General features: G+C 39.2%; 16 protein-coding genes. All 16 read right to left on the bottom strand.

Annotated elements, in window-relative coordinates:
• Positions 1–184: 184 nt before the first annotated feature.
• The 16 genes from HYX58_06540 to HYX58_06465 are packed head-to-tail and all read right to left on the bottom strand — an operon-like array spanning position 185 to position 9,619.
• Complete coding sequence (locus tag HYX58_06540) at positions 185–1,888, bottom strand: hypothetical protein (protein MBI2775639.1); 1,704 nt, start codon at positions 1,886–1,888, stop codon at positions 185–187.
• A gap of 26 nt (positions 1,889–1,914) precedes the next feature.
• Positions 1,915–2,334 carry a hypothetical protein gene (locus HYX58_06535; protein ID MBI2775638.1) on the bottom strand — a complete coding sequence of 140 codons (420 nt, stop codon included), beginning with the start codon at positions 2,332–2,334 and terminating at the stop codon, positions 1,915–1,917.
• Entirely contained in the window at positions 2,243–2,599 is a 357-nt protein-coding gene (locus tag HYX58_06530; GenBank protein ID MBI2775637.1) for a hypothetical protein, read from the bottom strand. Before HYX58_06530 ends, HYX58_06535 begins: the two co-directional genes overlap by 92 nt.
• Entirely contained in the window at positions 2,586–2,981 is a 396-nt protein-coding gene (locus tag HYX58_06525; GenBank protein MBI2775636.1) for a hypothetical protein, read from the bottom strand. The genes HYX58_06530 and HYX58_06525 overlap by 14 nt, the downstream gene beginning before the upstream one ends.
• Positions 2,982–3,003: 22 nt before the next feature.
• Positions 3,004–3,351 carry a hypothetical protein gene (locus HYX58_06520; GenBank protein MBI2775635.1) on the bottom strand — a complete coding sequence of 116 codons (348 nt, stop codon included), beginning with the start codon at positions 3,349–3,351 and terminating at the stop codon, positions 3,004–3,006.
• Positions 3,352–3,355: 4 nt separating this feature from the next.
• The gene (locus HYX58_06515; protein MBI2775634.1) at positions 3,356–3,571 is read right to left on the bottom strand and encodes a hypothetical protein; all 216 of its coding nucleotides are present in this window, start codon (positions 3,569–3,571) and stop codon (positions 3,356–3,358) included.
• Between the two features lie 3 nt (positions 3,572–3,574).
• A complete protein-coding gene (locus HYX58_06510) occupies positions 3,575–4,114 on the bottom strand; it encodes a hypothetical protein (protein ID MBI2775633.1) in 540 nt (179 codons plus the stop codon).
• Positions 4,111–4,545 (bottom strand): hypothetical protein, encoded by a 435-nt coding sequence (locus HYX58_06505; GenBank protein ID MBI2775632.1) that lies wholly within the window; start codon positions 4,543–4,545, stop codon positions 4,111–4,113. The genes HYX58_06510 and HYX58_06505 overlap by 4 nt, the downstream gene beginning before the upstream one ends.
• Before the next feature lie 5 nt (positions 4,546–4,550).
• On the bottom strand, positions 4,551–4,739 hold the full coding sequence (locus HYX58_06500) for a hypothetical protein (GenBank protein ID MBI2775631.1): 189 nt from the start codon (positions 4,737–4,739) through the stop codon (positions 4,551–4,553).
• Complete coding sequence (locus tag HYX58_06495; GenBank protein MBI2775630.1) at positions 4,736–5,302, bottom strand: N-acetylmuramoyl-L-alanine amidase; 567 nt, start codon at positions 5,300–5,302, stop codon at positions 4,736–4,738. The genes HYX58_06500 and HYX58_06495 overlap by 4 nt, the downstream gene beginning before the upstream one ends.
• 12 nt (positions 5,303–5,314) lie before the next feature.
• Positions 5,315–7,246, bottom strand: coding sequence for a beta-propeller fold lactonase family protein (locus HYX58_06490; protein ID MBI2775629.1), 1,932 nt, complete (start codon positions 7,244–7,246; stop codon positions 5,315–5,317).
• The gene (locus tag HYX58_06485) at positions 7,246–8,043 is read right to left on the bottom strand and encodes a hypothetical protein (GenBank protein MBI2775628.1); all 798 of its coding nucleotides are present in this window, start codon (positions 8,041–8,043) and stop codon (positions 7,246–7,248) included. The genes HYX58_06490 and HYX58_06485 overlap by 1 nt, the downstream gene beginning before the upstream one ends.
• A 5-nt stretch (positions 8,044–8,048) precedes the next feature.
• Positions 8,049–8,558 (bottom strand): hypothetical protein, encoded by a 510-nt coding sequence (locus HYX58_06480; GenBank protein ID MBI2775627.1) that lies wholly within the window; start codon positions 8,556–8,558, stop codon positions 8,049–8,051.
• 12 nt (positions 8,559–8,570) lie between these two features.
• Positions 8,571–8,798 (bottom strand): hypothetical protein, encoded by a 228-nt coding sequence (locus HYX58_06475; protein MBI2775626.1) that lies wholly within the window; start codon positions 8,796–8,798, stop codon positions 8,571–8,573.
• Positions 8,799–8,815: 17 nt separating this feature from the next.
• Complete coding sequence (locus HYX58_06470; GenBank protein ID MBI2775625.1) at positions 8,816–9,346, bottom strand: hypothetical protein; 531 nt, start codon at positions 9,344–9,346, stop codon at positions 8,816–8,818.
• 24 nt (positions 9,347–9,370) lie between these two features.
• The gene (locus tag HYX58_06465; GenBank protein ID MBI2775624.1) at positions 9,371–9,619 is read right to left on the bottom strand and encodes a hypothetical protein; all 249 of its coding nucleotides are present in this window, start codon (positions 9,617–9,619) and stop codon (positions 9,371–9,373) included.
• Positions 9,620–9,707 lie beyond the last annotated feature (88 nt).

The raw sequence follows: 9,707 nt of genomic DNA, 5'->3' as shown, positions 1-9,707 counted from the left end.
TCCTTAAAAAAGCCAAAGTCCGCAGTTGGAAATAATTTTACGACTGCTAATAAAAATCAAAAAAATTAACTAATTTTAAAAAAGAAAATGTCCAAAGTTATTTAGGCTTAAAAGTACAGATTGGTTTGACTACATACAAGGTCGCTTTCATATCCACCGCCAAATGCCATGATCTTTTATGTTTTTACGATGGTGGTTGAGTTGGATAATATTCTATCGGGAATTTGGCAACATAAGGATTGATGTTAAAAAGCAATTCGTCATTAGCCTGGTTGAATGTTCCAAACAGGGATACCCGGCCATTGCTGTCAATAGAATACATAAACCGTTCACCTACATTACTTATCAGTATTCCTGAAAATCCTGCACCTCCATTTACAGGTTTAGGAAAATTCAATACATGCGTTGAAACTACGGCAGGAACAGTATTAGGTTTAAACCTGAAATCTCTTACAACAACAAGGTTCCCATTTACTAAAGCTATTTGGTTTCTTCCGGGAGTGAAATAGAAATTAGGATTAACATTTGCGACCGGAAGTAAAAGAATGGATTCACGATTAATGTAATTATTCAGCCTTACCTGTAATTTCAGAGGGGTAATGATGCGGCTGTCATCCAGTCCCGCATCTGTTTCTGCTTGTGTAGCTATTTCAGCAATGCCTTTGATAGCTTCAGTTGCTTGTTGAACTACTGTATTTAACAGCGTTGTAAGTTTAAGTGGTGATACATAACGTACATCATCTGTTCCGGCATTCACTTCCGCTTGAGTTGCCCGTTCCGAAATTCCAGCCTGAACTTCCGTAGCAAGCTGTGATGCAAACCAGGTAACTAATTTTAAAGGAGTAATATGTCTTAGGTCATCCGCACCAGCGTTTACTTCAGCTTGCGTTGCTCTTTCTGAAATTCCGGCTTGGGCTTCCGTTGCAAGTTGAGCAGCAAACCACGTTACAAGTTTTAACGGAGTTAAATATTTAGAATTATCCACTCCGGCATTCACTTCTGCTTGTGTAGCTATTTGAGCAAAGCCAGCAATAGCTTCAGTTGCCTGAACTAAATTGGATTGAATAATATTCCAGCTATTTCCTACGGCTGCTTTATTTCCTCCGGGATTATTGGCCGTACAATAAATCACATCACGCACCTGTACATCATCACCAAGTGCGCCACCTATTTTACCGGCAACGCTGATCGTATAAGCATCTCCGATTTGTCCTGCCGGATAGTTTGGATTGGTGGAAGCATTTATTAATCCTTTATCTTTCCAAAGACCGGTTAATTTATCTGCCACATAAGAAGCGAGCTTAGCAGGCGTAACAAATTTCAAATCATTTCCTCCGGCATTGACTTCTGCCTGGCTTGCAATCATTGATATGCCGGGAGTAGCTTCTGAAGCTACTTTGGTTAAAAACCAATTAGTAAGTTTTAAAGCGGTGATATGTCTCTCATCGTCTGCTCCTGTATTTACCTCTCCTTGTGTTGCTCTCTCTGAAATACCCGGTTTGTTCTCGTCTGCTAAAGGCAATGGAGAATTGTCGTCCAGGTTCGCAACCTGGAACACGGTTCCGTCAAAGATTAATATGTATTGTTGATTCGCCTTTAGATCATTTGGCTCAACGTCAACCAAATTATTATCGACTATTTTTTTAATAGGAACATTCCCTTTCCCATTCACATTAATAAGTGAGGCTCCGGTATTGGTATTTTGGAATTTAACTTCCAGCGTTAAACCATCTCTGTATTGTGATAAAACCGGATTGAGTGTTAGAACATAACCGTTTGTTCCGATTGCAATGCCGTATCCTCCGAGTGAATGATCGGCTGGGAAATCTCCAACGTATTTAATATCGTTGAGATTTACATCGCTTTGATAACCTCCAATGAAGCTCATGTGTATTCTTATTTAGTGAGTAATTTTTATTTTAAAATGGCCAATGCTGCGAATAGGAATGTGCCGGCAGCGAATAACCGTTTCTGCCAACGTTCATTCCTGTATTTCTTTTCAGATTGTTTCATATCTGCATTTAGATTTCCAATAACTCTTTCTTGGTTATTGATAATATATTGCTGATTATCCGTTTTCATTTTGAGTACCAGTATGGAACTATCATTGACAGCCTGTAACTGGTTTAATAGTTCCACTTCATTTTCCGTTTTCACTAATACAGAATCGCAATACATACTGTTCTCTAAATGTTTCGCAATGATTTTGCTCTGCGGCATTGTGAAACAGAAAAGCGTATCCTTATCTTGTATTATTACTTTCGGCATTAAACTTTGAGAAGAAGCCAAAAAGCTCATGGCTGTTAAGACTATCAATGGCAATAATTTTTTCATGTTGTTTATTTTTTAATTGAACTACGGTTTGTTTAATACTGGAAAGTTTTTCCTGAAGGCTATCCGCTTTTAATTGAAGGCTGCGATATTTTTCATCCAGTACCAGGTTACTTTTTTTGATTGAATCATTTTTGGCTTCCAGCCGTTTTGTATTTTCTCCACATTCTTTTTCACCATCCTTGCACGGGATTTTCAACTCTAATGCTACATACAGTGCAAAACAGATGAATAAAAGAATAGAAGTTATGATATTATTTATCTTCATTACCTGTAATCTTTTTTAATTGTTCTTCGTCCAGTAAGTGTTTTGAAATAGATTCCGGTAAGGCGTGTTTAGCCAGCCAATACAAGAGTGCTTCAACAATAAATTTGTGAAACACTAATGCGAAAATGAAAGACTGGAACAAGTTTTCAACCTGCTGCAATTTATATCCTCGTAGAAAATACAATCCCGTTCCATAAAGGATCCCAATAATGATTACACGATAACGTGTGCGTGTTTGTGTTCCGGTAACTTTTTGTAATCCTTCCTTTACCTTGTAATGGTTAATACCATAACAGATAATGATGAATGTGATAATATACTGCCAGTCCAAAGCAGTCATGTAGTTTTTAATCTGTGCAATGATTTCGGTTAGCGTTTCCATAGGATTATTTTTTAATTGTTTATTAAGTGCCGAAAAGAATTGTATCTACTGTTTTCAGATCAGCTTTTTCCATTATCTTTTTTTCTTTGAGCTTTGCAATCATTGGAGCAAGCTCCTTTTCAGGCGCACGCTGAATCGCTTTCTCTGAATAGTTCGCCAGTAGCTTTACTTCCCATAAATAGAGCTTGTCCAGTTCCTCTTTGAGATGTTTTATTTGTTCTTCGCTCAATTCTTTTTTTTGTTTTTTCGTTTCCTCTGTCCAAGACTTCACCAGTTTTTTAATAAAATAATCCTTCACCTGTGAATAAGTCAGGTAAAGTGTTCCGGCTGTCAGGGAAATCGAAAAAACGGCTATAAGTGCTTTCTTCATCGTGTTACTGTGATTTGCTTGTGAACATTGATTTTATCATGTAATAAGCAATTGTGCTTAATGTAGTGGCTCCTACTACCGCAGCCACGAACTTGAAAATGGTATCATTGGTGAGTGTAATTTTTACATCCGTTCTCAATCCTTCATCTCCAAACGTGTTATCGAGATACTTTTTTAATAGTCCCTTTTTTTGTTCTTTATCTTGTGTTGTCTCTGCCATTGTTTATTTTTTTGATGTTTCTCCCAAACGATATTGAGGTAGCTTTTTCACGATGTCAAGTACTTGCCCGACTTCCTCTTTGCTCAATCTGCTTTTCAGATCGTCAATCAGGTTAATCTTATCTCCTTTCGGATCCATGTAGTATTGATAAGCTACTTGTGATACTTGCACTTGGTCTTTTAAGGCACGGAATACGCTGTAAATTTTATCTTCGTCATCATTGAATACTCCCCATGAATCACGTATGTCTTTGGCATAGCCTTTTGCGCTTGCTACTGTGAGCAAGTACATTGGTTTTTTTATTTTCTTACTAATATTTTCCCAATAACGTATGTCAAAAGCATTGCTTTCCACCAATCCAACTGAATCAGGTGCAATATCTCTTTGCAGTTCACTGAAAAAAGCAATGGCTTTTTGGTCTCGCTTTTTAATTTTGTTTTTATAAACAGCGACACCAATCCACACTCCTGCAATACTTATAACACCTACCGTTATAAGAGTTTTAGGATTGGATTGTGCAAGTTTTATAGCGGCAGTTTTCATTTTAGTAAAGAAGCCGCCCTCCCTTGCGGTGTTAATGCTGCAACATCGGATGCAGTTGTGTTTTTAGCTACTTTGACAATGGCATACAGGATAGCTGCAATTATTGCAGTTGCGACAATCGGAACTCCATAGGTCAGCACTTTAGTAATGCCTTTCCCAAGGCCCATAATACTTCCTCCTAAGTCTGCTGCCGATGCAACTGCTGCGGTAGCAAGGTTAGTAACATCAATATCTTGTTTCTTGAAAAAAGCGTTAAAGTCTGGACGAGTTGTGCAGGAAGCTGTTGAGCCATTCACCTGCCATGTTTTTAACCAAATAGTTTTAGCGTTTTCAGCTCCAAACTTTTCTTCCAGCTTTTTAAAATAACTTATCCATTCCGAACATTCGGAACTTTTCTCAGGAATGATTATGTCTTGAATTACTGTTGCCATTTCGTCTATTTTAAAATATTTTCAACCTCTTTTTGCATCTCATCAGGTTGAAGGTTTGGCAGGTTTTCTCTGATAAATTTTTCCAGTTGCTTGCGAATTTTTATTTCACGTTCTCTCGCCTGATTCCTGGATAATGTTGTAAATACCTCCCTGCCAATCCATACCCCAGCTGCAAGTATGAGTATCGTTCTCATGCCTCTGCTTCATTGGAATTTGTTTCTGCCGTTGTTGCTGCAACTTCTTCCTTTTTTTCTTCCACAACCGGTTTGTGATAAATATTAGCTTCAGTTATACCGATGGAGCGCAACCATTCTCCCACGTTAAAACTTGGACAAGCCTTACCATGTGCGTTTGGAGCTTCGTTGTGTCCCAATACTAAAATTTTCGGATGGCGTTTAACGGTATATTTTACATACACTTCAAGGGTTGCTAATTGTTCTTTGGTGCGTGTATCTTTAGGAGATTTGTTCTCTTTGTCCATCCCACCTGCATACACGATATGACGGGAGTTGCCGTTCAATCCAACAACACCGTTGCTGATTTCCCACTGATCCACAAAGTCATCTGTGTTAAAAGGAATGATGTTTACTAAATCTCCATCAAGCTCTATAATGTCAGCGTATCCGGGACGGTTCCATCCACGTCCTCCCTGGTTTACCGGACTTGTATGCCAGCGGATAATATCATCTTTGCTTACTGGTCTGCCTTCAGGTGTTGCTGTGCAGTGAATTACTAAGTAGTTTAATTTGTTGTTCATGGTTGTTGATTTTTAATTGTTTGATTTATGATTTTTTGGGCTTAGAATTTCTCGTACTTCAAACTGGCGATACCATACCAGGATACTTACTGTGTGCAGTCCCGGCAGCTTAAAGCGCCAATTCATTTTTCCATCAATGACAGTTCCGGCCAGCTCTGTTACTTCTGCCACATTCAGCTTACTTTGAGGACTTGCATATAATTCAAATGAAATGGGTTTACTTCGGATTGTTCCAGTTGGAGTAAACTTGTTCAACCGGAAACTGTTTAAGCGTTCTAACCCGGTTACAACAAATTTTGTATGTTGTACAACTGCCGGATTGCTTTGAAAATCTTCCCGCATTTCAGGATAATCAGAGTTAAAGACTATGGTGCTGCTTACTTGCAGATAGCCGATAACATTGATTGTGTTGTTACTGGTATCAGAAATGTAAATTGAATTGTTGAAGCTGTTAAAAGCTCCACCGATGTTTTGTTCACCGAAACTTAATCCGTCAATTTTACTATTATCAGGTTTGATTATGGTGAAAGTATTATCCTGACGATTCTGCACGTATAAGAATCCATTGTAAGAATCAAAGAAACTGTTGTATGGTTTGCTACCGGTTGCAATTGCTCCAACGATGGTATGCGTTAGCGTTTCAATCTGATAAACAAAATTGTTAGTGGTTGCTACTGCATACATACTGTTGTTAGCAGGATTGTAAGTAACAGAAACAGGGTACTGGCCAACTGCCGGAATAGTTGTTATAAGTGCATTGGCGCTGTCATAAACAGTAATGCTATTTGCAAGTGAATTGGCAATATAGATGTCTCCATTTACAGGATTTACACCTACACCTATGGGATCATTTCCGGCTGGAAGTGGAGAGCCGACAATTTCAGTTAGGGCTTCTGCATCAATAACACTTACGTTATCGCTGACCAGGTTAGCTACGTAAACTTTAAGATTTACCGGATTAAAGGCTACCGCAACCGGACGTGTACCTACTGGTATGGAAGCTATAACGTTTAATGCTAAATCAATAACAGCAAGTGTGTTTGCAACAGAGCATACTACATATACAAAACCATATTTGCTGCTGGAGCTTTTGCTATTTACAGCTAATGCAACAGGTGATGAGAAACCGGGAAAGGTTGGTTGAAGCTGAATAACTTTTACTACTTGGTTGTTGGAATCCAAAACCGTGATAGTACCGCTTAATTGATTTGCGATATATACCAGTTGATTTGCGGGGTTAACCACTATACCTTGTGGATGCACTCCGGCAGGAACACTGACTTGCGCAACAATAGTATGATCCTGAACATCTCCTGGAGCTGGTGGACTAACACTTATATTCTGATTTGCTCCCCACAGCACAACCTCTTTTTCTTCGGTTGATTTATTTTGAATAGTTACCTGAGCCTTTGGAAACTCACGGAATATATCTGAATATGGATTAACGGAAAATGGAGTTACCTCACGTGGTTTCCATTTACTCATCATTGCCTTGTAAATTGCTTTACTGAAATCGGTGGGGAAAGGCTTTTGTTTTTTCCTTTTCGTGGGATCATCATTCGATACACGGATAATACCCTGATGCGTTCCGAAACGTTTTAAGTCCTTCTCATATTTTTCGTTGTACCTTTCGTTAGAAGGTTTTGCAGGCTTTTTAAGCGGTAAAATTTCTTTTATTCTTTTGTTTGGAATTGCATCATCCGCAACATCAATTAATTTAATGCGAGTACCGAAACGTTTTAAATCTTTTTCATAGCTCTCACTTTTTTTATCAAGATTAAGAGCTGCACGCAAATTTGAGTTGGTTGCTTCAAAGAAATTATCATCTGTGCCTTCATAGATTTTTTGGACAAAATTTTCCTCATCAGATTTTTTCTTTTCAGCAAAAATCTTTTTGAGGCTTTGCGCCAAACCATTAGTACCTATGTTACGTCCACCTTTCATTAGTTGGTTTTCATTTTTAAGTGTTCTCTACCTGAATAGTTGTCAATGAAATTCACGATGTCTTTTACTCTGTCTCTATGTCTCATTCCGACTGATTCAGGATGCGAGTTGAAAATTTTAGTAGTAGCGTAAACCGCTTCCGTTCTTGGGAAACCCAAGTCCAGATATAAGCGTAAGCCATGTAAGTCGGCTGGTTTTTCCAACCGGGTTGGTATCTGAAAATGGTAACGCTCATGGAATAATACCACTACTCTTACAGGAATGGTATATTTTGCAAATGCAGATTGAGCAACTTGTATCCTTCCTGATTTGCGATTGGTCCGTGCTGGAGTTACCATTGGGTTTCCTTCCTCATCCTCGATAATGGGCATATACTGAATAAGGAAATCTCCGTCTTTGCTGTCATATACACCGGTAGGAAGGTATCCGGCTTTCACCGCAAAGTCCTGTGCGAACTCAATAAAGTTGTGCATTTCCGGTTCCGCCCAAACATTTTTCGGCTCCATTTTTTCAAGCTCGAATTTTTCTACCCGAAAATTGGTGTCATCTCCATACGACTTATCGTACATCTCTACCATCAGCTGATCGGGAGAAAGCGGGAAGGGAAGGGTGAACTCTTTATATCCTGGATTTTTTCCTTTAAATAATTCTTCTGTAAAAGGAACACGCCTGCGGATATAATCCGTATTGGGTTTAGTAGCATCATAACATTTCACGCCCAAAGCACAAGGCTCATAGGCACGGATGCCGACCTTTACTTTAAAGCGTTGCTGTTGTGATGGAATAGGAATGACCATGTTGTTTATGCTGCTGCTTGTAAAACTGGTTCTGCTGCTGCAACCGAAGCTGGAGCAGGCGTTTGTATTTGTTGTGGTGCGTTTTTGTTTTTCATCATGCGGGACAATCCGTAAATTCCTGCTAATACAAGGACAGCTCCGCCAACATAAACTGCTATGGGTGGAAGTCCCATAATTGTTTTTTCAGCTTTTGGATCTGCACCTTGTCCACCAACATTAATGTCATAGTCAGATGGTGTATCACTCTTGAAATATTTCATCACGTTCTGAATAGTGCTTTGAGCGCCTTCAATGCCTCCGGCTTTATCCAAAAGGTCTTTAGCTTTTTGTCCGAGATGTTTTTTCTTATAGCCTTCGGCTTCAGAAACAGTCTTGTCGGCATTATCTGCCTCTGCTTTTTTCTGTGCGGCTGCGGCCTTTTTTGCTTTACGTTTCGCTTTCAGCTTGTCAAGAAAATTGTCGTAATCACTTTCGTATAGCTGCATAATGCGGTGTGCTTTTTCTGCTTGTATCATTGCTTTAATTTTTTAAAGGATGTAAAGTATTTTCAGGGTTGAACCATTGACCACATAAGGCAATGCCTTGTAACCTTTGCCAACAAAGGAGTAGCTCTTTGCCTCTCCGGGTGGAAGTGATACTCCGTTAAAAGTTGCTATGTTCGCTCCGGTGTTTTTTACCGAAACAAACAAAGCTCCCTGTGGCGTTGCGCCATCAACTATTACTTCCTGTTCAATTGGCTCTGCTAAAATGTCCATGTGTTTTTATTTTTTAATTATGCTGCGACTTTCATTGGTGGTAATATTTCCTTTGACCGTTTGTTAGTTCCATAGAGTACAGCTCCTATCACTAATACAGTAACACCCAGCATGGCAAAACCGAACATTGGCCCGAAACCAGCTTCTTTAGGTTTACCGTTTTTATCAAGGTCTTTAGTATCCTGCTTTCCTGCTTCTGCTTCATTTGCAGGAGGACTACTTTCTGATTTATCCTGCGTAGCTCCCGTTGTTGCACCTGTGGCAGTCTTTTTCGCTTCCTCGTTTGAGGAAGATCCCGAAGTATCACCGGAAGAACCTTTGGTGTTTTTCTTTTTGTTCTTATCGAACATTCCAAAATTGCCAAGTAAAGGATGCTTGCTATTTTCTCCAGAGGTATCCTGTTTTTGTTGCTCCTTTTCAGCACGTTTCTCTTTTCTTTCAGTACGCTTTTGCTGGCGTTCTTCTTTTGTTCTGCGTTTGAACAGATAGTCGTAACTTTCTTCCTCGTATCCGTCATAATCGCCTTGAAATGTTTCTCCGATAATCATGGCTTTTGTTTTTAGTGTTAGTGATTAAGCTGCTTTTAATACCGGGGCAACTACCGGAGCTTGTTTTTTATTCATCATCACATAGCCTACGCCTGCAATGAATATTACTCCAACCACCGCAGCAATAATCATCATGGAGTTATCACCTCCGGCTGGAGGTGGTCCAGGTGGAGGCTGTTGTCCTTGTTGATTGAGCATAGCGAGTTGCGCTTTTTTCTCATTGTTTCGTTTCAAACCAAAGTGTACTGATTTAAGATAAAAGAATAGAGACATTTTCTTAAGTTTAACTAATGTAAAAACAGAAAGAAAATGGAAACAAATTCAAACAAAAAATCAGCCGAAAGTTTAATTAAGGATATTA

It is taken from the genome of Candidatus Dependentiae bacterium, assembly GCA_016191325.1.
GTDB lineage: Bacteria > Babelota > Babeliae > Babelales > JACPOV01 > JACPOV01.
The sequence above is the reverse complement of the archived record's forward strand: the minus strand, read 5'-3'. Positions and strand labels throughout refer to the sequence as shown.

What these genes read in the sequence shown, in the direction of transcription:
- HYX58_06540 (MBI2775639.1), bottom strand. Translation starts at nt 1,888, where the DNA reads ATGAGCTTCATTGGAGGTTATCAAAGCGATGTAAATCTCAACGATATT.
- HYX58_06535 (MBI2775638.1), bottom strand. Translation starts at nt 2,334, where the DNA reads ATGAAAAAATTATTGCCATTGATAGTCTTAACAGCCATGAGCTTTTTG.
- HYX58_06530 (MBI2775637.1), bottom strand. Translation starts at nt 2,599, where the DNA reads ATGAAGATAAATAATATCATAACTTCTATTCTTTTATTCATCTGTTTT.
- HYX58_06525 (MBI2775636.1), bottom strand. Translation starts at nt 2,981, where the DNA reads ATGGAAACGCTAACCGAAATCATTGCACAGATTAAAAACTACATGACT.
- HYX58_06520 (MBI2775635.1), bottom strand. Translation starts at nt 3,351, where the DNA reads ATGAAGAAAGCACTTATAGCCGTTTTTTCGATTTCCCTGACAGCCGGA.
- HYX58_06515 (MBI2775634.1), bottom strand. Translation starts at nt 3,571, where the DNA reads ATGGCAGAGACAACACAAGATAAAGAACAAAAAAAGGGACTATTAAAA.
- HYX58_06510 (MBI2775633.1), bottom strand. Translation starts at nt 4,114, where the DNA reads ATGAAAACTGCCGCTATAAAACTTGCACAATCCAATCCTAAAACTCTT.
- HYX58_06505 (MBI2775632.1), bottom strand. Translation starts at nt 4,545, where the DNA reads ATGGCAACAGTAATTCAAGACATAATCATTCCTGAGAAAAGTTCCGAA.
- HYX58_06500 (MBI2775631.1), bottom strand. Translation starts at nt 4,739, where the DNA reads ATGAGAACGATACTCATACTTGCAGCTGGGGTATGGATTGGCAGGGAG.
- HYX58_06495 (MBI2775630.1), bottom strand. Translation starts at nt 5,302, where the DNA reads ATGAACAACAAATTAAACTACTTAGTAATTCACTGCACAGCAACACCT.
- HYX58_06490 (MBI2775629.1), bottom strand. Translation starts at nt 7,246, where the DNA reads ATGAAAGGTGGACGTAACATAGGTACTAATGGTTTGGCGCAAAGCCTC.
- HYX58_06485 (MBI2775628.1), bottom strand. Translation starts at nt 8,043, where the DNA reads ATGGTCATTCCTATTCCATCACAACAGCAACGCTTTAAAGTAAAGGTC.
- HYX58_06480 (MBI2775627.1), bottom strand. Translation starts at nt 8,558, where the DNA reads ATGATACAAGCAGAAAAAGCACACCGCATTATGCAGCTATACGAAAGT.
- HYX58_06475 (MBI2775626.1), bottom strand. Translation starts at nt 8,798, where the DNA reads ATGGACATTTTAGCAGAGCCAATTGAACAGGAAGTAATAGTTGATGGC.
- HYX58_06470 (MBI2775625.1), bottom strand. Translation starts at nt 9,346, where the DNA reads ATGATTATCGGAGAAACATTTCAAGGCGATTATGACGGATACGAGGAA.
- HYX58_06465 (MBI2775624.1), bottom strand. Translation starts at nt 9,619, where the DNA reads ATGTCTCTATTCTTTTATCTTAAATCAGTACACTTTGGTTTGAAACGA.